Origin of the sequence: Shewanella aquimarina (assembly GCF_023349185.1) — a bacterium.
Taxonomy (GTDB): domain Bacteria; phylum Pseudomonadota; class Gammaproteobacteria; order Enterobacterales; family Shewanellaceae; genus Shewanella; species Shewanella aquimarina.
Map to the genome: position 1 here is coordinate 21,442 of NZ_JAKIKY010000002.1, position 19,792 is coordinate 41,233.

The window sequence follows — 19,792 nt, forward strand, 5'->3', positions numbered from 1 at the left end:
AGAGGGGCTATCGCGAGCAAAGCTGCTACTAACAAAAGCTTATTCACGATTCGCTGCATGCCAATATCCTTTAGTAAAATGTTAATAACTATTACTATCAGTAACTAATAATGAGTGCCATAGTACTAAAGTGCTAATGTTTACGGTGGTCTAAGACGACTTCTTGCTTGATTCTGCCGCAGATAGTTTTAGGCCATATTGAGACATGTTTTACTCATGCTGGTCATTCGGCCTGTTTAGACGCATTGATCAGATTGGTGTGAAGAAGGCTAAGGAAGTGAGTGATGGATAAGTTCGATGCCGTGGTTATCGGCGCAGGAGTCATAGGGCTGGCGGTAGCTGCCAGCTTGAGTCGGCGTTTTGCAAGCGTGCTGCTCATCGATCGCGCCGAGGCCATAGGTACAGGTATCAGTAGCCGAAATAGCGAGGTGATCCACGCGGGGATCTACTATCCGACCGGCAGTCTCAAGGCGAGGCTGTGTGTGGAGGGAAGGCAGAGGTTATATGCCTATTGTGATCGCCGAGGTATCGCAGTGAATCCCCTGGGCAAGGTAATAGTGGCGACTCAGACGGAGCAGCAGGCGCAGCTCGATGCCTTGCTTGCTCAAGGCTGGGCCAATGGTGTGACAGATCTCTACCCCCTCAGCCGGCGTCAACTGGCCGAGTTTGAGCCTGCACTGGCGGCGACGGGTGGCTTATTCTCACCCTCTACCGGCATAGTCGACAGCCATAGTTTGATGCTGAGCCTGCTGGCGGAGGCGGAAGAACAAGGCGCGATATTTTGTCCCCATAGCGAATTTATCGCCGCCCAAGCCGGTGGCAGTGGCTTTAGGGTCGAGCTGAAGCAGCTGGGGGAGCGGATGAGCATCGACACAAGTTACTTAATCAACTGCGCCGGTTTATATGCCACTCAAACAGCGGCTCGCATCGAGGGGCTGGCGAAATCCTTTATTCCACCTCTGCATTGGTGCAAGGGGCATTACTTTGCCTATCAGGGCAAGAGTCCGTTTTCCCATCTCATCTATCCCGTGCCCGAACCCGGGCTGAAAGGCTTAGGCGTACACGCCACCTTAGATCTCGGTGGCCTGCTTAAGTTTGGCCCGGATACCCAATTTTTGACGCCCGGCAGTCAGGAGAGTTACCAGGTACCCGATGCGCTGCGCCAGAGTTTCTTGGAGGCGATATTCCGTTATTATCCCGGCATAGATATCGACCGTTTGGTGCCGGCCTACGCCGGTATCCGTCCTAAATTGCAGGGACCGGACGATAGTGAGGTGGCTGACTTCTTGATTCAGGGGGAGGCAGAGCATGGGGTTGCAGGCTTGGTTAACCTTATTGGCATCGAATCGCCGGGCCTCACCGCCAGTTTAGCCATTGCCGAACTAGTCTGTCGGCGTCTGCCTGCTATTTAGGCAACAAAAAAGGAGCCGATAGGCTCCTTTTTTAGTTGCTAACGCCTGACGCTAGCCGTTGTCTCTGTTGCCCTTGCGGTGAGACTTGCGTTCACCCGCTGGTTTACGACGGCGTGGCGCACGATTGTCATCGCTAGCGTTTGCCATCTCGGTACCCGCTTCACGAATGTTTAGCGGTTTACCACAAACGCGCACCTTCTTCAGGTGTTGCAGCACATCTTTTGGCATGCCATCGGGCAGATCGATCGAGGTGATCTGATCGAACAGTTGGATCTGGCCAATGTAACGGCTGTCGATGTTGGCTTCGTTGGCTACTGCACCCACGATGTTACCTACACCCACACCATGGTCACGTCCCACGTCGAGTACGTAACGGCACATCTTAACGTCTGGATGATCCTTCAGTGTATCTGCCTTGCCCAGATTTGTCGGGGTCGGACGCGATTCGCGACGACCACGAGGGCTACGCTCGCCACGATCGCGTGAGTTACGCTCATCACGGTTATCGCGTTGACGCTCCTGGATTGGAGGTAGCTGTAGAGGACGCTCCTGTTGCACCATATTTAGTAGGGCGGCGGCTAGCACTTCGGTGTCGACTTCCAGTTGCTGACATAGCTGGGCAACGGCGCCATGCATGAAGTCCAGCGACTCGTTGTTGATGGTGTTCGATACCTGCTCACCCAGACGAGACAGACGACGCTCGGCTACTGTCTCAGGGCTTGGTACGTTCATTGGTGAGATGCGACTCTTGGTTGCACGCTCGATGGTGCGCAGCATGCGCATCTCTCTGTGGGTAACGAACAGAATCGCCATACCGGTACGACCGGCGCGACCAGTACGACCGATACGGTGTACGTAGGCTTCGGTGTCGTATGGAATGTCAAAGTTAATCACGTGACCGATACGCTCAACGTCCAAACCACGGGCGGCAACGTCGGTAGCGATAAGGATATCCAGCTTACCACGCTTGAGCTGGTCAACGGCGCGCTCACGGGCCTGCTGGTTCATGTCGCCATGCAGTGGCGATGAGGCATAACCGCGGGCTTCCAGCTTCTCGGCCAGCTCGACACAGGAGTTACGGGTACGAACGAAGATGATGATACCTTCGGTGTTTTCCACTTCCAGTACGCGTACCAGGGCCTCGAGTTTGTTGTGCTGAGAAACCTGCACGAAACGCTGTTCGATAGACTCAACTGTGGTGTGGCTGGCGGCGATGCTGATGTGTACCGGTGTCTGCAGGTACTTGTTGGCAACGCGTTTGATCTGCTCAGGCATGGTGGCAGAGAACAGCGCCAGTTGACGTTCCTGTGGTGTGTGTTCCAGGATCCACTCGATATCGTCGATAAAGCCCATCTTGAGCATTTCATCTGCTTCATCGAGCACCAGGGCATTGAGTGTTTCTAGCTTAAGGGTGCCACGACGCATGTGGTCCATGACGCGCCCTGGGGTTCCCACAACAATCTGCGGACCACGGCGTAGGGCGTTAAGCTGCTGATGCATGCTCTGACCGCCATAGATAGGCAGTACATGCAGGCCTTTCATAAACTTGGAGTAACTACCGAAGGCTTCGGCAACCTGTACCGCCAGTTCGCGAGTCGGTGCGAGCACCAGGATCTGTGGCACGTTGCGGCTAGGATCGATAGCGTTGAGCAGGGGCAGGGCGAAGGCGCCGGTTTTACCCGTACCGGTTTGTGCCTGGCCAAGAATATCTTTACCCTCCATCAGGGGGTCGATACTGGCGGCCTGGATCGGCGTAGGATTTTCATAACCTAGCTCGTCGAGAGCACGCAACAAAGGCTCGGACAGGCCGAGTTCGCGGAAAGTTTTTTCACTGGATGACATGGGTTGTAGCCTTGTGGTGTAACTAAAGTGCAGAGACTGCACCAAAAGATGTAAAAGACAGAAAATCAACCCCGTGTCGACTTCCCGCACCGAAAACGAATCAGTAAGCCGATTATTATAACAGTAAGCCTGATATCTTTCCACCACCTGGCATAATTTTCGCAGTAAACCCAGATGTCGTTAATTTAACCACTTAGTTAACAGTGGGTTATATTTTTCAAAAATACAAAAATCCCTGTGGTTTGTATTAGTTATTCAAGAGATAAGTGTCAATTATTAATAGTTTATAGGCGGTTTCCGTAACAGCGGCCAGAAAATTAACATCTATCTTGCTCGCCTCGTCACTGGGTTGGTGATAATCCTTGTGGGGCGGGACGCCGAAGTAGAGCCAGGGGATACCTGCCTGATGAAAAGGATAATGATCTGAAGCTCTTAACCAATCGACCCTCTGTAGTGTCTTGCCCGCTTCCGGGGGATGATTGGCGCGAATACAAAGATCTACCGTCTGCTCCAGTTGGGCCTTGATCTGCTGGAACTGACTGAAGCCACGGCGCCCCTCGAGGTAGATGCGGGCGTTGCGCGCCGGTCGGCCTATCATGTCGAGGTTAATCATTAACTCAATCTGACTGGCCTTGAGTGGGGCTCCGGGTGTCAGCAAGCCATCCACGAAGGCTTTGGAGCCGTAGAGGCCGGGCTCTTCGGCATCGGTAGCGATAAACATCAGGTTGGTATCTCTTGCTCGGCTCACGCTATGGGCGGCGATCTCCAAGAGGGCGGCGACGCCCGAGGCGTTATCGTCTGCGCCATGATAAAGCTTGTGGCCCTGCTTGCCCAGGTGATCATAATGGGCCGCTACGACTCGCCAGCGATCGCTGGGGTGGCTTGCGGGCAGTATGCCGATGACATTGGTGCCCAGGCGGGTGCCGAATTGATAGTCATATTCAAAATCGTGATTGAAATGCCCCTGCCAGGCAGTGAGACCCGCCTGTCGCATCTGGCTCATTATGTAGTCTCGGGCCAGGGCGGCGCCGTCTGTGCCTGTCTTGCGGCCGGTGAATTGGTCGCTGCTGAGGGTCTCGACATGGGCGAGGAGCCGTGCTTGATTGCTCCAGGCGAGCTGGTAGTCATCGCCGCAGCGCCTATCGTTCGGGCTCTCGGCACAGCCTTGTAGAATCAGCGAGAGCAGGCCTAGGGAGAGCAGGGCAACAAATAGTGCGGGTCGCGGGCGCCTGATGTCGACAAGTGGATGAGGCGTTTTCAACGAAGACTATCCTTAGGTTCGAAAACTCCTAAGCTACCTGGGTTTGTGCGTGAAATAAACAAAAAAGCCAGCCCGTCGGGGCTGGCTTCTTAATGCCGTCAGCTTGAGCTGCTCTTTAATAGTGGCTTGAGTTAGCCCTTTAACAGCGGCTTGAGGAAGCGCGCCGTGTGGGAACTTGGATGCTCGGCAACCTGCTCAGGCGTGCCGCTGACCAGTATGGTGCCGCCGCCGGAGCCGCCCTCTGGGCCGAGGTCGACGATCCAGTCTGCCGTCTTGATCACATCCAGGTTGTGCTCGATAACCACTATGGTGTTACCGTGTGCCTTGAGTCTATGCAGTACGTCCAGTAGCAGCTGAATATCGGCAAAATGCAGGCCCGTGGTCGGCTCATCCAGGATATAGAGAGTCTTGCCGGTATCGCGCTTACTCAGCTCCTTGGCCAGCTTGACCCTTTGGGCCTCACCGCCCGAAAGTGTTGTCGCGCTCTGACCCAGGCCGATATAGGAGAGACCTACCTCCATCAGGGTTTGTAGCTTGCGGGCGATGGCCGGCACGGCGTCGAAGAACTCGCGCGCCTCTTCGACCGTCATCTCAAGTACCTCGTGGATGTTCTTGCCTTTGTAGCGTACCTCTAAGGTCTCGCGGTTGTAGCGCTTGCTCTTACAGCTATCGCAAGGCACGTACACATCCGGCAGGAAGTGCATCTCCACCTTGATCAGACCATCACCCTGACAGGCCTCACAGCGCCCGCCCTTGACGTTAAAGGAGAAACGCCCCGGCTTGTAGCCTCGGGTCCGCGCCTCCTGGGTGGCGGCAAACAGCTCACGGATTGGGGTAAAGATCCCCGTGTAGGTGGCCGGATTAGAGCGCGGCGTGCGGCCGATGGGGCTCTGGTCGATATCCACCACCTTGTCGCAGTGGTCCATGCCGGTGACTTTCTGGAAAGGAGCCGGCTCATCCACCGTGGCGCCGTTCAGCTGGCGATGGGCGATCTTATAGAAGGTGTCGTTGATCAGGGTCGACTTGCCCGAGCCAGACACCCCGGTGACACAGGTAAACAGCCCCACGGGAATGGTGAGATCGACATTCTTCAGGTTGTTACCCGAGGCACCGAACAGCTCGATCACTTTGCTGGCATCGTACTCTGCGCGTTTCTCGCTGATCTGGATCTGCTTCTTGCCCGAGATATATTGGCCGGTTACCGACTGCTCGCAGGCGACGATCTCCTTGAGCGGGCCGTCGCAGATCACCTGACCGCCATGCACCCCGGCGCCCGGGCCGATATCGATAATATGATCCGCCATGCGGATGGCATCTTCGTCGTGTTCGACCACGATTACCGTGTTGCCGAGATCTCTGAGGTGGATCAAGGTGTTGAGCAGACGCTCGTTGTCTCTCTGGTGCAGACCGATGGAGGGTTCATCCAGCACATACATGACACCAACCAAGCCGGCGCCGATTTGGCTGGCCAGACGGATACGCTGGGCCTCGCCGCCGGATAGGGTATCGGCCGAGCGTGACAGGCTCAGGTAGTTGAGGCCGACGTTCACCAGGAAGCCTAGGCGATCGCGCACCTCCTTGAGGATCTTCTCGGCGATCTGTGCCCGCTGGCCGGTCAGGCTCAGCTGCTCGAAGTATTCCATAGCCTCGCCGATAGACCACTCGGTGAGTCTTGGCAGGTTGAGGTCTTCGATAAACACATGGCGGGCCTCTTCACGCAGGCGCGAGCCACCACAGCTGCTACAGGCCTGGGTGTTGATATACTTGGCCAGCTCTTCGCGTACCGCGTTTGATTCCGTCTCGCGGTAGCGTCTGTCCATGTTATTGAGGATCCCTTCGAAGGGGTGGTTGCGCACCACCACGTCGCCGCGATCGTTAATGTATTTGAAGGCTATGCTCTCCTTGCCCGAACCGTGCAGGACTATGTTACGTATCTTGGCGCTCAGTTTCTCAAACGGCGCCTCGACATCGAACTTATAGTGCTCCGCCAGCGAGGTGAGCATCTGGAAATAGTAGAAATTGCGTCTGTCCCAACCGCGGATGGCGCCACCGGCCAGAGAGAGTTCTGTGTTGGTGATCACCCGGTCGGCATCGAAAAACTGCTGCACGCCCAGACCATCACAGGTGGGGCAGGCACCGGCGGGGTTGTTGAAGGAGAAGATGCGCGGCTCCAGCTCCGCCATAGAGTAACCACAGTGGGTACAGGCAAAGTTGGCCGAGAACAGCAGCTCTTCACCGTCGCCGTCCATGGAGGCGACCGTGGCGATACCGCCGGAAAGTTCCAGGGCTGTCTCGAACGATTCTGCCAGACGCTGCTGCAGATCGTCACGCACCTTGAAGCGATCCACCACCACCTCGATGGTGTGTTTCACGTGCAGCTCCAGCGCCGGGGGATCGGACAGGTCGCATACCTCGCCATCGATACGGGCGCGGATAAAGCCCTGGGCCGCCAGGCTGTCCAGCAGCTTGACGTGCTCGCCCTTGCGGTCGTTGATCACTGGGGCCAGCAGCATCTGTCGGCTGCCTTCTGGCAGGGTGAGTACCTTGTCGACCATCTGGCTGACGGTCTGGGCCGCCAATGGTTGGTTGTGAGTCGGACATCTAGGCTCGCCCACACGAGCAAACAGCAGACGCAGGTAGTCGTAGATCTCTGTGATGGTGCCCACGGTGGAGCGTGGGTTATGGGAGGTCGATTTCTGTTCGATGGAGATCGCCGGACTCAAGCCCTCGATATGATCCACATCAGGCTTCTCCATCAGGCTGAGGAACTGGCGCGCGTAAGCCGACAGAGATTCGACATAACGACGCTGTCCCTCGGCGTAGAGGGTATCGAAGGCGAGTGAGGATTTTCCCGAACCCGACAGGCCAGTGATCACAATAAGCTTATCTCTGGGGATCGTCAGGTTGATGTTTTTGAGATTGTGGGTGCGGGCGCCACGAACTTCAATCTTGTCCATCTGTCTCTCTGAATGTGCCGAAAAAGAGACTGATTATCGCATAAAAATTGAGTCAGGTCATAGAAAAGCCCAGCCTGTGATCTAGCCATGGGGGGAGGGCAATTGCGCATTTTGCTCGCATCTTCAACTTTTCTTTTTGAGCTATTTCTCCGCTTCGTGATAAACTGCGCGACTTATTTATGAATACAGATCAGGGCGAATAATGGCCAATAATGGACTGTCTAAGACTGAGAAAAGAGTCGCGTTTTCACTAGCCAGTGTATTTGGGCTACGCATGATGGGCTTGTTTATGATCATGCCTGTCTTTGCGTTGTACGGACAACACCTTGAGGGATTCTCTCCCCTGTGGGTGGGGATTGCCATCGGGGCCTATGGCCTAACCCAGGCCATCTTGCAGATCCCCATGGGGATCCTATCGGACAAATATGGCCGCAAGCCTATCATTCTCATCGGTCTGGCCCTGTTTGCGCTGGGCAGCCTGCTGGCCGCCTCGGCCGATTCAATCTATGGCGTCGTTGCCGGACGTGCCCTGCAGGGGATGGGGGCAATTGCCGCCGCCGTGTTGGCGCTGGCCGCCGACCTGACCCGTGACGAGCAACGCACTAAGGTAATGGCCATCATAGGCATGTGCATCGGCTTCTCCTTCGCACTTTCTCTGCTGGTGGGCCCTATCGTGGCCGAGCATCTTGGCCTGTCGGGTCTGTTTGCCATGACCGCGGGCCTGGCGCTGCTTGGCATGGTGATAGTGCAGCTGCTGGTGCCTAACCCCATAGGTCAGGCGCCCAAAGGCGATACTGTCGCGGCGCCGGCTAAGCTCAAGGCGATGCTCACCGATCCTCAGCTGTTTCGACTGGATGCGGGTATCTTCATCCTGCATCTGGTGTTGACCGCCGTGTTTGTGGCGCTGCCGCTGGATCTGGTGGATGCGGGCCTGGCGAAAGAGAAACACTGGATGCTCTATTTCCCCGCCTTCGTGGGGGCCTTCTTCCTCATGGTGCCGCTTATCATCATTGGGGTGAAGAAGAAAAACACTAAGGCGACCTTTCAGATTGCGCTGCTGATCATGATTGCCGCACTGGCCGCCATGGCGTTGTTTGCCAATAGCCTGGTGGTGCTGAGCGTTGCCGTGGTGCTCTTCTTTACCGGCTTTAACTATCTCGAGGCATCGCTGCCGAGCCTGATCGCCAAGTTCTGCCCAGTGGGCGACAAGGGATCGGCCATGGGGGTCTACTCTACCAGTCAGTTCCTCGGTGCCTTCTGTGGCGGCCTGTTAGGCGGTGGTGCCTATCAGCTGCTGGGGGCGGCGGGTGTGTTTGCCGTGGCGCTCGGTCTGATGTGCCTGTGGCTGCTGCTGACATTCGGTATGCAAAACCCGGTGTTATTAAAGAGTTATACCCTGGAAGCCGAAGTCGAAGGCAAGGAACAGGCCCGTGCCATGGCAACCGAGCTGTCGCAGCTACCCGGCGTGGCCGAGGCCATAGTCGTGCTCGAGGAGAAGGTCGCTTATTTGAAAGTTGATGAGCATTTCGATTTGAGACAGGCGCGAGCTGTGTTAGGCTCTTCCAATTAACAGATCCACGGCCGAATATGGGCCGAGCATCTGTACTCAATTTAGATTTATAAGATTATCGCAGGAGATTTCAATGGCCAGTCGTGGTGTCAATAAGGTAATTTTGGTCGGTAACCTAGGGAAAGATCCCGAGGTTCGTTACATGCCAAACGGCAACGCCGTAGCCAACTTTACAGTGGCGACCAGTGAGTCTTGGAAAGACCAACAAGGTCAGATGCAAGAACGTACAGAATGGCACAACATTGTAATGTATCGTCGTCTTGCGGAGATCGCCGGTGAGTACCTGAAGAAGGGCTCGAAAGTGTATCTGGAAGGTAAGCTGCAGACCAGCAAGTGGCAGGATCAGCAGACCGGACAAGATCGCTACAAGACAGAGATCAACGTTAACGAGATGCAGATGTTGGATAGCCGTGGCCAAGGTGGTCAGGGTGGTCAGCAAGGTTATGGCGCGCCGCAACAGCAAAACCAGAACCAGTACGCACCTCAGCAATCTGCGCCGGCACAGCGTCAGCAACAACCTCAGCAATCGGCTCCTCAAGGTGGTTATGGTGCCCAGCAACAGGCTGCACCACAGCAGCAAGGTTATGGCGCTCAGCCGCAGCAGGCACCAGCCTATGCGCCTAAGCCACAGGCCGCACCGCAACAGCAGGCTCCGCAGCAGCGTCCGGCGCCTCAGCCACAACAGAACTTCACGCCGGATCTGGATGACGGTTGGGACGACGATATCCCGTTCTAGGATTAGGTCGACAAATGTTTGCTTAAAACCCTGCCGTGGCAGGGTTTTTCTTTTCTTAGACTCTGCCGCGCTATGCTCTTCTTAGCGCGCGCCGATTGGCGTCATCCCGCGGGAGTGTTCATTTGTTGTCATGCGGTGTAAAATGCGCGCCCAGCCCGAGAGAGGGCGACTGCTAAACTTGGGTTACCCTTATTTATGTCATCTGCCACTATGCCAACTGCTATTAATCGTACCTTCTCCATTGCGCCCATGCTGGATTGGACCGACAGACACTACCGCTATTTCGCGCGCCTGATGTCCTCTGAGCTGCTGCTCTATACCGAGATGGTCACCACCGGGGCGATCATTCATGGCAAGGGCGATTACCTGGCCTATAACCAAGAGGAGCATCCGCTGGCGCTGCAGCTGGGGGGATCAAATCCTGAAGACCTGGCCAAGTGTGCCAAGCTGGCGGCCGAGCGCGGCTATGATGAGGTTAACCTGAATGTTGGCTGCCCGTCGGATCGTGTGCAGAATGGCCGTTTCGGTGCCTGTCTGATGGCGGAGCCAGATTTAGTGGCCCAGTGTGTGGCGGCCATGAATGAGGTGGTCGACATTCCGGTAACGGTGAAGACCCGCATCGGCATCGACGAGCAAGACAGCTATGAGTTTCTCACCGAGTTCGTCGACAAGGTGAGCGCGGCTGGCTGCGACACCTTTATTATTCATGCCCGCAAGGCCTGGTTGCAGGGGCTGAGTCCCAAGGAGAATCGCGAGATCCCCGAGCTTGACTATGACAGGGTATATCGCCTCAAGCGGGATTATCCTCAGCTGAGCATCTCCATCAATGGTGGGGTCAAGACACTTGAAGAGTGCGGCGAGCACCTTAAGCAGTTAGACGGTGTCATGGTGGGACGTGAAGCCTATCAGAACCCTTACATATTGGCTCAGGTGGATCAACAACTGTGCGGTCAGGATAAGTCTGTGCTGAGCAGAGATGCCGTTTTGGAGAATATGATTCCCTATATAGAGAAACATCTAGTGTCCGGTGGTCGCCTGAATCATATTACCCGTCATATCACAGGTTTGTATCAGGGCGAGGCGGGGTCTCGTGCCTGGCGTCGTTATTTGAGCGAGAATGCTCATAAGCCTGGCGCCGGTATCGAGGTGGTCCATCAGGCTAGGGCCAGTATGGATCTTAAATAATTGCTGATTAAATAGAAGCTTATCTCATCATTTTCTAAAAGAGCCGCTGATAACTTAGCGGCTCTTTTTGTCTAAATTTTATACTCATTACTAAAGTTAGTGAAAATTACCAGCCGGTGGTGAAACTCACTATCTTCATCATCTCGTCGTCTTTGCCTTCGCCTAAGTCTTTCACCAAGGTAAACCTATAAATCCTTATTTATCAAATGATTATATTGTTTGCGAAAAGTTGGCACACCCCTTGTATTATCCAAGATGTCATAAACGAAATGGAAAGGAAGACATCATGAACAAGCTAACTAAAGTATCGCTAATCGCCTCTCTACTGGTAGGTGCTAGCTTCTCTGCCTCGGCAGATGACTTTATCCCTACAGATATCACCGCCAAGCTAGAACGTCATTTGGCGACTCAGATGCAGGAGATGATGGTGACCGCTCAGCAAGAGCTGACACTTTCACTGCAGACGCAGCTATCGGAGTCATTATTCGATACCAACCTTAAGCTGGCTGAAACGGCGACTAAGAGTGAAGAGGCGCCAATGAAGAGCGCAATGGTTAAGGAATAAACTGGTTAAGTCATCACTTTGGTTAAGGAATACCACTGATTAGGGAATCATTATGACTTATCTGTTTGAGTTGGCAGCACTGTTACTGCTCCCTGTTTTGAGCTTCGCGCTCTGCGCAACCTTAGTCTGTACCCTGAAATGGCATAAGGTGTTATAGCCGGGGCTCACGATTTTGTTGATAGTGAAGGACACATATTATGAATATCGATGATCTGGTTAGAAGGTTAAAGAATCCCCGCAGCATGGTATGTGGTGTGGCGGCGATGACGGCAGACAAATTTGCCTGGTCTTGCCTGTGGACACGTGTGGTCTGGGCCGTGGCAGCCTTTATGAATCCGGCTTTCGTCTTGTTAGTTTATTTTGTCTTGGCGCTGGTGCTACCGAAATGGAAACCAGGCTACTAGCCTTTTGGGATGATGAGCGTGAAGGGACGTACGAATTTACAAAAAGCGCTGGATATCCTGCTGGCCTTGGGGGTCTTCCTCTTTGTTGCAGCGGTGCTGTTGACGCTAGGACATTATTTTGAAGCGCGTTGGTTTTATATCAGCCTGGAGTCCCCTCAGTGGATCGACATTGGCCTGTGGAGTACGGCGCTGGTCAGTGCCCTGTTATTGATTCTGTTACTCTGGCTCACCCTGGCCTTTAGTTTTATCGCCCTGGTCTCCTCTTTCTGTGTGCTGAGTGCCATCGCCATGTTGTTTGCCGGTTTTTCGCTGTTTTGGCCGATTATTCTCTTATTGCTCGCCGCCTGGGGCGTAGGCCAAGCCAGCCGGGTCGACTAGCCTGGCCCAATTTCTTTATTTGCTCAGGAAGGCGTTAAATTGCGCCTTGGCCTCGTCACTCTGCAGGCGAATGGCAAACTCTTCCAACTCTTTTAGCATCTGCTCTCTTATTGGCGCCTTATCGCCACGTATTAGCCTGCGACTGGCTCTGAGTGCCTGAGGTGGCTTCTTCGCCAGCTTGATGCTTTGGTTCAGGGCATGGCTCATCAATTTATCGCTTGGCAGCAGATCGTTGATAAGCCCTATCGATAGGGCGCTCTGGGCATCGAAGGCCTCACCGAGCAGCAGCAATTCGCTGGCCTTGGCCTGCCCGACCAGACGGGGCAGCAGTAGGCTAGCACCGGCCTCAGGCACCAGTGCTAGGTTGACGAAGGGAAGCTGAAACTTAGCCGTGTTGTCGGCGTAGATGAGGTCGCAATGCAGCAGCAGGGTAGTGCCTATGCCGACGGCCGGGCCGCTGACCGCAGCAACCAAAGGTTTAGTCAGATCCAGCAGGCTGAACAGAAACTTGAATGCCGGATGATCTGGCCCTAAGTCACTATTTTTTAAAAAGTCAGCAACATCGTTGCCCGAGGTGAAACAATCGCCTTCACCTTTGAGGAGAAAGGCGTTAATTCCGTTGTCTGACTCCCCTTGGATAAGGTATTCTGTGAGCTGAGTATACATCTCAAGGTTAAGCGCATTACGTTTTTCGGGGCGATTGATCGTGATGATGCGTACGCCCTGCTCATCCTGAAATTGAATGTTACTCATGGGTCAATAATCCTTATATGGCAAATGGGGTTAAAAAGGAGTTTAAGGCATTGAAACAGATTTTCAAACACGCGTTTAATTTTGTCCTGCTATCATGCACTTCATTTTCCGTATTGGCAAACGTCATGTTTGTCGATGGCTATGTCAGGGCCATGCCGCCGAGCGTGCCCAATAGTGCCGCCTATTTCACCCTGATGAACCACGGGCCTGAGGTCGACCTTGTCGGCGTCGAGACCGAGGTAGCCGCCGAGGCGCAGCTGCACACCCTGGTGGAAGAAGAAGGCGTGGTGAAGATGCGTCAACTCCCCAAATTTACCCTGGCCAGTCACGGCAACCTTGAGCTCATGCCTTCGGGCAAACATGTGATGTTATTGGGATTAAAAAAACCGCTGACGGAAGGACAGGAAGTGGTGTTGAGGCTAAAGTTTAGCGATGGCAGCGAGCAGCAAGTAACGCTGCCGGTGAGCAAGCAAGCGATGGCGACACAAGATGATGGCCAGCACCATCATCACCATTAATGGAGTAAGAGTATGCAGGTAACATGGAAACGGGTCAGCCTGGCGGCGGCCGTCTTATTTTTGATTGGCTATATCATCAGCGTATGGTGGAGTGTAGAGCCAGACAGTATCGAGCCCTATCAGCTCAATAACGAGACGGGTCATAAGATAGTGGGCTACGCGACCACCACCTCTCTGATTTTGACTATGGAAACCCTCCTCGATAAAAACGGCGGCTGGCTGTCCAACGATGTGATGCCGCCTTCGCTGTTTATGGATAACATGCCGGCCTTCGAGTTTGGCGCCATCGAGCAGGCGAGGGACCTGGCGCTGATCATGCGCAAGGAATTTAGCCGTTCCCAGTCGCAGTCTACCGCCGACAAAGATCTGCTGGCTGCCCACTCTAAGCTGAATATCGAACACACGAGCTGGTTAGTGCCGAGCGCCGAGGGCGAGTATCGCGATGCCATAAAGCTGCTCAAGCTCTATCGTGCCCGCATCGCCGACACCAATAATCCCGATGCACAGTTCTACGCCCGTGCCGATAACCTCAATGAGTGGCTCAAAGAGGTGCAGAAGCGCCTGGGCAGCATGTCGCAGCGCCTGTCCGCCAGCGTCGGTCAGGAGCGGATCAACACAGATCTCGCCGGTGACACTGAGGCCAGCCAGTCGACGCCTAATCTGGCCAGCCAGGAGATCAAGACCGGCTGGTGGCAGATCGACGATGTCTTCTATGAAACCCGCGGCGCGACCTGGGCTCTGCTGAATTTCATGAAGGCTATTGAGGTGGATTTTGCCGACGTATTGAAGAAGAAAAATGCTGAAGTCAGCTTGCAGCAGATCATTCGTGAGCTGGAAGAGACACAGCAGCCTGTGTGGAGCCCGATCGTGTTGAACGGATCTGGGTTTGGCATAGTGGCCAACCACTCCTTGGTGATGGCCAATTATATTTCCCGCGCCAATGCCGCGGTGATCGATTTAACTAACTTATTGACTCAAGGCTAATTAGATGAAAAAAACACTACTTGCATGTGCTCTGCTCGGGTCTTTGGCAGCGACATCTGCACAGGCGGCTACTGTAGTTGGCTTTAAAGTGGGCGGCGACTACTGGAACGCCGACACGGAGGGTACCTTTGCTCAGAAGGGCCAGGCTCAACAGGAGTTTGATTACAGCTCTTCATCTCAGGGTAGTATCTGGGTCGCCATCGAGCATCCTATTCCTTTAGTGCCTAACCTAAAGATCCGTGAAAACCGTCTGGATGCCGACGGCAAGGCGACTCTGGCCGGTGATTGGGCATTCGACGATCGCGTATTTAGCGGCGACGTGACCACGGCAAGCAATTTGAGCAATACCGATTTCGTGCTCTACTATGAGCTGCTGGATAACGACATAGTGGCATTGGATCTTGGTGCCGCCTACAAGAAGATGCATGGTTCTTTCCGCGTACATCAGATCTCGCCATCTGGCGTTGTCGGTGCCTATTCACAAAAAGATCTTAGCGATGGTGTGGTCATGGCTTACGCCAATGCCGAGGTAGGTATTCCAGGCCTGGGTCTGTATGGCTTTGCCGATGTGATGCAGGGCATAGATGAGAGCAGCGTTTACGATTATCAATTGGGTCTGGGCTGGCAGTTTGATGGCGTGGCGCTCGATACCAAGCTGCGTGTCGGCTACCGTGACTTTAACTTCGACGTGAACAACTTCGATGGTGTGACGGCCAACATGCAGTTCAAAGGCTATTTCGCCGGGGTTGAGCTCGTCTTTTAAAGATGAGTCTTTATACTCGCTTATTATAGTCATATAAAAATGCCATAAAAAAACCGCCATTAAGGCGGTTTTTTTATGGCTATAGGTTTTCCCTCAGAAAGTCTTACTGACTGACTTCGGGTGCCTTCAGGCCATTGTTGATGGCGATGACATCGTCTTCGCTCAGGGTGCCTGTAGCTTGTTTCAACGCCAGGATAGAGTTGATGTAGCCATAACGGGCATTTGAGAGCTGACGCTTAGAGTCATACAGGTCACGGGTACGGTTCAGCACGTCAACGATAGTACGGGTACCTACCTCGAAACCGGCCTGAGTTGCCTTCAGTGCGCTCTCAGAAGAGACCACTGATTGCTCATAGGCGCGGATAGAGCTGATAGAGGCGCCAACGTTGTTGAAGTTGTTGCGCACATCTTTAACCACCTTGCGGTAGGTTTGCTCCATCTTTTCGCTGGCTTCTACATACTGGTATTGCGCCTGGTTGACTTTAGAGCTGACCTTAAAGCCTTCGAAGATAGGCACGCTCAGTTTCAGGCCCACATTGGCGTTGTCGTAATCGTTCAAATCACCTGTCTGATTCTTCTGATCCAGGTTTGTGGTGTAACCTGCGTTCAGGCTCAGAGATGGCATGTGACCCGCTTTATAGAGCGAGATAGTCTGCTGGGCGATATCTTTACCGATACGCGTCGTTAGCAGATCCACACTGCTGGTCTCGGCCATCTTTAACCAATCATTTGGCTGGGCTGGGCTCGGTGGTACCGCGGTGAAACGCGTGGTGTCCAGAATATCGATAGACTTGTGGTCTATACCAGTGATCTCTCTGAGCGCTTCGTAGCTGTTGATCAGCTGGTTTTCCGCCAGAATTTCCGATGCTCGGGCCAAGTCATACTGGGCTTGGGCTTCGTGTACGTCTGTGATCGCGGTGAGACCCACGGCAAAACGTTGCTTGGTCTGCTCGAGCTGACGTTCGATGGCGCGTTTTTCCGCACCCTTGAATTCGTAGTTATCTTTCGCGGCTAAGACGTCGAAATAGGCGCTTGTCACGCGAATGATGAGTGACTGAAGTGTCGAGGCATAGGCCGCGTCGGCCTGTGAGGCCGCCAGCTCAGCAAGATCGAGTCCAACCCAGGCGCTGTGATCATAGATCACCTGATTGAGTGACACTCCAGCATCGAGTCCGCTGTTGTACTTGTCATCATCAATATTGGTCCAGCGCTTTCCATAGCCTACGCTGGCGCTGATGGTAGGTAGCAAGGGAGCGCGGTTCTCTTCGATCTGCTCGTAGAGACGGTCACGCTGAGCTTGTGCCTGTAGTGCAATAGGATCGTTGGTGAGAGCCTGCTGATATATCTGCAGTAGATCGTCGGCATGCACGGCAGAAGTCGTTGCCGCGAGAGTCAACGCTGCACATAAGGTGCGGATCTTAAATTTCATTAGCTGTCCTTTTTTAGACATAAATACTCCTAGGCGGAGCCATTTACTTAATAAAGTTAAGTGATGCTTCAGCGCAATTCATTTGCGCGAAGCGGTTTGCGCTTCCCGACGCTTCCCGATACATCTAAACTTATTAAGGTTAAGATATTAAGAAATTAACCATTTTTAAGTCAACAAGGAAGTGTAACAGTTTTTAACGGTAAATCTGCATTTTTTAATGGTCTACATGATATATTGAGAGCCCCTGGGGATAAGCAATTACTAACTGAGTCGCGGGATGAGTCATGAGTCAGAAATTCACCAAAGATGACGTACAGATGCTGGGAAAACGAACCCTGTTTCAGGGTTTTTTTCGTATGGAAGAGTACAGATTCAAACATAGGCTGTTTGCCGGTGGCTGGAGCCAGGAAGTGGTGCGTGAAGTGTTCGAGCGCGGCCACGCCGTGGTCGTGCTGCCCTATGACCCCGTGAGTGATAAGGTGGTGCTGATTGAGCAGATACGCATTCCCGTGGTTGACGCGGCGCCCACGCCTTGGTTGCTCGAGTTAGTGGCTGGCATGATAGAAGAGGAGGAGTCGGCCGAGCAGGTGGCTCATCGTGAGCTGCTTGAGGAGTCAGGCCTGGTGGCCAGCGAGATGCACTACATCAGCCAATATTTTTCCAGCCCCGGCGGTACCAGCGAGCGATTCGATTTCTACTGGGCACGGGTCGATGCCAGTCAGGCCGATGGCCTGCATGGCCTAGACGATGAACATGAAGACATTAAGGTACATGTGATGCCGCGTGAGGCGGCCTATCAGTTGCTGTGTGACGGCACCATCAACAACGCTTCCACTGTGATCGGTCTGCAGTGGCTACAGCTTCACCATCAAGATCTAAGGGCGGCCAAGTGAGCCTGTCGTTAAATAAGAGAAAGCCAGACTACCAGGCAAACGTGAGTCGTTTTCTCGCCTTGTGCAGTCGCAACTATTTCAATATATTACGCTGGCTACCTGCGGGGTATGAGCAAGGACAGTCATGGCAGGTCGAAGGAGACTTTGGCTGCCTCGAGGTTAAGCTGCTGGAAAATACCCAATATACCCAATTAATTGAGATCTCCCGCCCGTTAAAAATCGCGCAATACGTTGATACTCCTAAAGTTGTAGTGCGTGTTTACCATGACGCTAAATTAGCAGAAGTGTTAACTAGTCGACAGATTTATCGATTAAGACCAGTATATGATTATCCAAATATACGTATGTACCATAGAGACGAAAAGTATCAGGTAAATGCTTTTCTTGAAGAGTTACTCAAGATTGACAACCATGCCCGCATCATTTGTCAGTCCGAATCTTAGGGTTTTAATGTGCTAAAAGAGGCTATCTCTTATTCCATCGATCATGATGAGAGCGTAAAGCTGGTCCAGGTGACGGACCCTCATCTTTTTGCCGATCCCGAGGCGCAGCTGCTGGGTGTGAATACCGCACATAGTTTAGATGCTGTATTGAACACCATTAAGGCCGTTGAGTATCCGGCACACCTCTTGTTGGCGACTGGCGACATTAGCCAAGATTATTCCAATCAGTCTTACCATAACTTCGTTGCGGCGATTGAAAAGTTAAACCTTCCTTGTCATTACCTGCCGGGCAATCACGACGATCCACGCATCATGCATCTGCATATGCAGGGCCCCAGGGTCTATGGCGATAGGCGCATCCTGGTGGGAAAGTGGCAGATCATCATGCTGGACTCCACCGTTAGGGGAAAACCTGGCGGGCACATGGCCGACAGTGAGATGGAGTTGATTGAGGCGGCGGTGGCGGCTCATCCTGAGCTACATACCCTGTTGGTGATGCACCACAATCCGATTCTGGTGGATTGCAAATGGTTGGATCAACACTGCATGGACAATGGTGAGGCATTTCTCGACAGAGTGACGGCCATGCCTCAGGTCAAGGGCCTGTTGTGGGGCCATGTACATCAGAGTCTGGATCAGAATTATCAGGGGAAGAGTGGCCCGGTTAAGCTGATGGCTACGCCTTCGACCTGCATCCAGTTTAAGCCCAAGTCTCCCTATTTCGCCCTCGATGCCCAGCAACCCGGTTATCGCCTGCTTGAATTAAGACCAGACGGCAGCATTCAGGCCAACGTCTATCGGGTGCCCGGCAACAAGTTTTCACCTGATCACGACTCCAGCGGTTATTAGGCGGCCAGTTCGGTTACCCTGTTAGGCAGGCAGTTTGCTAAGCATCGATGGGGTTAATATTTGGTTAATTGCCGCGTGGATGATAGCATCTGATTGCCCGACGCGAGGTGGAGAGACTAAGCGACTGAAACTAAGCGGCAGAGACTAGGTTCAGCGCCGTTCTGGCCGGTAAGCCGTCGTGTAAGGGATACATCGCCTTTTTATCATTCACTGCCGAGGACATATGCTGCTCTATATTCATGGATTCAATAGTTCACCGCACTCAGACAAAGGTGTGGTCACTGCCAAATATATTGCCAAGCATTTTCCCGATATCAATTTTGTACAACCTCAACTCCCCGCCACGCCAATGGCAGCCATGGCACTGCTGACAGATTTGGTCGAGCAGGCGCTGGCACGTGGGGAGCGCCTCGGCTTTATCGGCTCTTCCCTTGGCGGCTATTTTGCGAGTTATCTGGCGGAGCACTATGGCGGACGAGCCGTGCTGGTTAATCCTGCGGTGAAACCCTTCGAGCTGTTTGATGAGTTCCTCGGTCCCCAGTACAATCCCTACACAGAAGAGGATTATCAGATTCTCCCCGAGCACAAGTTAGAGGTGGCACAATACGATACGCCGGCCATCTCACATCCCTATCGATTCTTGGTGCTGCTGCAGTCAGGGGATGAGGTGCTTGATTATCGGCAAGCCGTGAATAAATACCAATGTTGTCAGATGCTCATCGAGGCGGGAGGCGATCATAGCTTCGTCGGCTATGAGCAGCAGATGCCAGGGATCTGTGATTTCCTGTTTCTTGACAAATAGACATGTAGGGCCGCAACATGGCCTGAATAACAATATATTGTGTGCGCT

19 protein-coding genes are annotated in these 19,792 nt (G+C 53.5%); 14 read left to right on the top strand and 5 right to left on the bottom strand.

From position 1 onward, the window contains the following. The first annotated feature begins 284 nt into the window (after window positions 1-284). Complete coding sequence (locus tag L2731_RS02215) at window positions 285-1,412, top strand: NAD(P)/FAD-dependent oxidoreductase (RefSeq protein WP_239852674.1); 1,128 nt, start codon at window positions 285-287, stop codon at window positions 1,410-1,412. A 51-nt stretch (window positions 1,413-1,463) separates the two neighbouring features. Here L2731_RS02215 and L2731_RS02220 read toward each other — a convergent pair whose 3' ends face one another. From L2731_RS02220 to uvrA, 3 genes are all read right to left on the bottom strand, one after another. After that, window positions 1,464-3,254 (bottom strand): DEAD/DEAH box helicase, encoded by a 1,791-nt coding sequence (locus L2731_RS02220; RefSeq protein WP_041508334.1) that lies wholly within the window; start codon window positions 3,252-3,254, stop codon window positions 1,464-1,466. A 247-nt stretch (window positions 3,255-3,501) separates the two neighbouring features. Next, window positions 3,502-4,515 (bottom strand): M28 family peptidase, encoded by a 1,014-nt coding sequence (locus L2731_RS02225; RefSeq protein WP_249251659.1) that lies wholly within the window; start codon window positions 4,513-4,515, stop codon window positions 3,502-3,504. A 131-nt stretch (window positions 4,516-4,646) separates the two neighbouring features. After that, window positions 4,647-7,472, bottom strand: coding sequence for an excinuclease ABC subunit UvrA (gene uvrA, locus L2731_RS02230; RefSeq protein WP_249251660.1), 2,826 nt, complete (start codon window positions 7,470-7,472; stop codon window positions 4,647-4,649). 202 nt (window positions 7,473-7,674) lie between these two features. Here uvrA and L2731_RS02235 point away from each other — a divergent pair, with 202 nt between their 5' ends. From L2731_RS02235 to L2731_RS02260, 6 genes are all read left to right on the top strand, one after another. Further along, window positions 7,675-9,042: an MFS transporter gene (locus tag L2731_RS02235; RefSeq protein ID WP_249251661.1), complete on the top strand. Its 1,368-nt coding sequence runs from the start codon at window positions 7,675-7,677 to the stop codon at window positions 9,040-9,042. Window positions 9,043-9,115: 73 nt separating this feature from the next. Next, a complete protein-coding gene (locus tag L2731_RS02240) occupies window positions 9,116-9,778 on the top strand; it encodes a single-stranded DNA-binding protein (RefSeq protein WP_041508338.1) in 663 nt (220 codons plus the stop codon). Between the two features lie 195 nt (window positions 9,779-9,973). Beyond that, entirely contained in the window at window positions 9,974-10,963 is a 990-nt protein-coding gene (dusA, locus tag L2731_RS02245; protein WP_239852669.1) for a tRNA dihydrouridine(20/20a) synthase DusA, read from the top strand. A 286-nt stretch (window positions 10,964-11,249) separates the two neighbouring features. Next, complete coding sequence (locus L2731_RS02250; protein WP_239852668.1) at window positions 11,250-11,528, top strand: hypothetical protein; 279 nt, start codon at window positions 11,250-11,252, stop codon at window positions 11,526-11,528. A gap of 197 nt (window positions 11,529-11,725) precedes the next feature. Next, a complete protein-coding gene (locus tag L2731_RS02255) occupies window positions 11,726-11,932 on the top strand; it encodes a PspC domain-containing protein (RefSeq protein WP_011864344.1) in 207 nt (68 codons plus the stop codon). Window positions 11,933-11,944: 12 nt separating this feature from the next. After that, window positions 11,945-12,310 (top strand): hypothetical protein, encoded by a 366-nt coding sequence (locus L2731_RS02260; RefSeq protein WP_249251975.1) that lies wholly within the window; start codon window positions 11,945-11,947, stop codon window positions 12,308-12,310. Window positions 12,311-12,325: 15 nt separating this feature from the next. Here L2731_RS02260 and L2731_RS02265 read toward each other — a convergent pair whose 3' ends face one another. Continuing rightward, window positions 12,326-13,063 (bottom strand): enoyl-CoA hydratase, encoded by a 738-nt coding sequence (locus L2731_RS02265; RefSeq protein WP_249251662.1) that lies wholly within the window; start codon window positions 13,061-13,063, stop codon window positions 12,326-12,328. Between the two features lie 17 nt (window positions 13,064-13,080). Here L2731_RS02265 and L2731_RS02270 point away from each other — a divergent pair, with 17 nt between their 5' ends. Genes L2731_RS02270 through L2731_RS02280 form a run of 3 tightly spaced genes read left to right on the top strand, consistent with a single transcriptional unit; the run spans window position 13,081 to window position 15,328 of the window. After that, complete coding sequence (locus L2731_RS02270) at window positions 13,081-13,581, top strand: copper chaperone PCu(A)C (RefSeq protein WP_239852664.1); 501 nt, start codon at window positions 13,081-13,083, stop codon at window positions 13,579-13,581. A 12-nt stretch (window positions 13,582-13,593) separates the two neighbouring features. Beyond that, window positions 13,594-14,565, top strand: a complete 972-nt coding sequence (locus L2731_RS02275; protein ID WP_239852663.1) for a DUF2333 family protein — start codon at window positions 13,594-13,596, stop codon at window positions 14,563-14,565. A gap of 4 nt (window positions 14,566-14,569) precedes the next feature. Then, a complete protein-coding gene (locus tag L2731_RS02280) occupies window positions 14,570-15,328 on the top strand; it encodes a TIGR04219 family outer membrane beta-barrel protein (protein WP_249251663.1) in 759 nt (252 codons plus the stop codon). A 103-nt stretch (window positions 15,329-15,431) separates the two neighbouring features. Here L2731_RS02280 and tolC read toward each other — a convergent pair whose 3' ends face one another. Then, window positions 15,432-16,757 carry an outer membrane channel protein TolC gene (gene tolC, locus L2731_RS02285; protein WP_249251665.1) on the bottom strand — a complete coding sequence of 442 codons (1,326 nt, stop codon included), beginning with the start codon at window positions 16,755-16,757 and terminating at the stop codon, window positions 15,432-15,434. A 284-nt stretch (window positions 16,758-17,041) separates the two neighbouring features. Between tolC and nudF the strand changes: the two genes are divergently transcribed. The 4 genes from nudF (at window position 17,042) to L2731_RS02305 (ending at window position 19,744) form a co-directional block, all read left to right on the top strand. Beyond that, the gene (nudF, locus tag L2731_RS02290; RefSeq protein WP_249251666.1) at window positions 17,042-17,650 is read left to right on the top strand and encodes an ADP-ribose diphosphatase; all 609 of its coding nucleotides are present in this window, start codon (window positions 17,042-17,044) and stop codon (window positions 17,648-17,650) included. After that, entirely contained in the window at window positions 17,647-18,093 is a 447-nt protein-coding gene (locus L2731_RS02295) for a DUF1249 domain-containing protein (protein WP_011864352.1), read from the top strand. The genes nudF and L2731_RS02295 overlap by 4 nt, the downstream gene beginning before the upstream one ends. 9 nt (window positions 18,094-18,102) lie before the next feature. After that, window positions 18,103-18,942 carry a 3',5'-cyclic-AMP phosphodiesterase gene (cpdA, locus tag L2731_RS02300; protein WP_249251667.1) on the top strand — a complete coding sequence of 280 codons (840 nt, stop codon included), beginning with the start codon at window positions 18,103-18,105 and terminating at the stop codon, window positions 18,940-18,942. A 223-nt stretch (window positions 18,943-19,165) separates the two neighbouring features. After that, window positions 19,166-19,744 carry a YqiA/YcfP family alpha/beta fold hydrolase gene (locus L2731_RS02305; protein ID WP_239852654.1) on the top strand — a complete coding sequence of 193 codons (579 nt, stop codon included), beginning with the start codon at window positions 19,166-19,168 and terminating at the stop codon, window positions 19,742-19,744. Window positions 19,745-19,792: the final 48 nt, after the last annotated feature.

Coding starts and splice junctions, on each gene's coding strand:
- L2731_RS02280 (WP_249251663.1), top strand. CDS start 14,570: ATGAAAAAAACACTACTTGCATGTGCTCTGCTCGGGTCTTTGGCAGCG.
- L2731_RS02275 (WP_239852663.1), top strand. CDS start 13,594: ATGCAGGTAACATGGAAACGGGTCAGCCTGGCGGCGGCCGTCTTATTT.
- dusA (WP_239852669.1), top strand. CDS start 9,974: ATGTCATCTGCCACTATGCCAACTGCTATTAATCGTACCTTCTCCATT.
- L2731_RS02250 (WP_239852668.1), top strand. CDS start 11,250: ATGAACAAGCTAACTAAAGTATCGCTAATCGCCTCTCTACTGGTAGGT.
- nudF (WP_249251666.1), top strand. CDS start 17,042: ATGAGTCAGAAATTCACCAAAGATGACGTACAGATGCTGGGAAAACGA.
- L2731_RS02215 (WP_239852674.1), top strand. CDS start 285: ATGGATAAGTTCGATGCCGTGGTTATCGGCGCAGGAGTCATAGGGCTG.
- L2731_RS02305 (WP_239852654.1), top strand. CDS start 19,166: ATGCTGCTCTATATTCATGGATTCAATAGTTCACCGCACTCAGACAAA.
- L2731_RS02270 (WP_239852664.1), top strand. CDS start 13,081: ATGGCAAATGGGGTTAAAAAGGAGTTTAAGGCATTGAAACAGATTTTC.
- L2731_RS02260 (WP_249251975.1), top strand. CDS start 11,945: ATGAGCGTGAAGGGACGTACGAATTTACAAAAAGCGCTGGATATCCTG.
- tolC (WP_249251665.1), bottom strand. CDS start 16,757: ATGAAATTTAAGATCCGCACCTTATGTGCAGCGTTGACTCTCGCGGCA.
- L2731_RS02240 (WP_041508338.1), top strand. CDS start 9,116: ATGGCCAGTCGTGGTGTCAATAAGGTAATTTTGGTCGGTAACCTAGGG.
- L2731_RS02220 (WP_041508334.1), bottom strand. CDS start 3,254: ATGTCATCCAGTGAAAAAACTTTCCGCGAACTCGGCCTGTCCGAGCCT.
- uvrA (WP_249251660.1), bottom strand. CDS start 7,472: ATGGACAAGATTGAAGTTCGTGGCGCCCGCACCCACAATCTCAAAAAC.
- L2731_RS02235 (WP_249251661.1), top strand. CDS start 7,675: ATGGCCAATAATGGACTGTCTAAGACTGAGAAAAGAGTCGCGTTTTCA.
- L2731_RS02255 (WP_011864344.1), top strand. CDS start 11,726: ATGAATATCGATGATCTGGTTAGAAGGTTAAAGAATCCCCGCAGCATG.
- L2731_RS02265 (WP_249251662.1), bottom strand. CDS start 13,063: ATGAGTAACATTCAATTTCAGGATGAGCAGGGCGTACGCATCATCACG.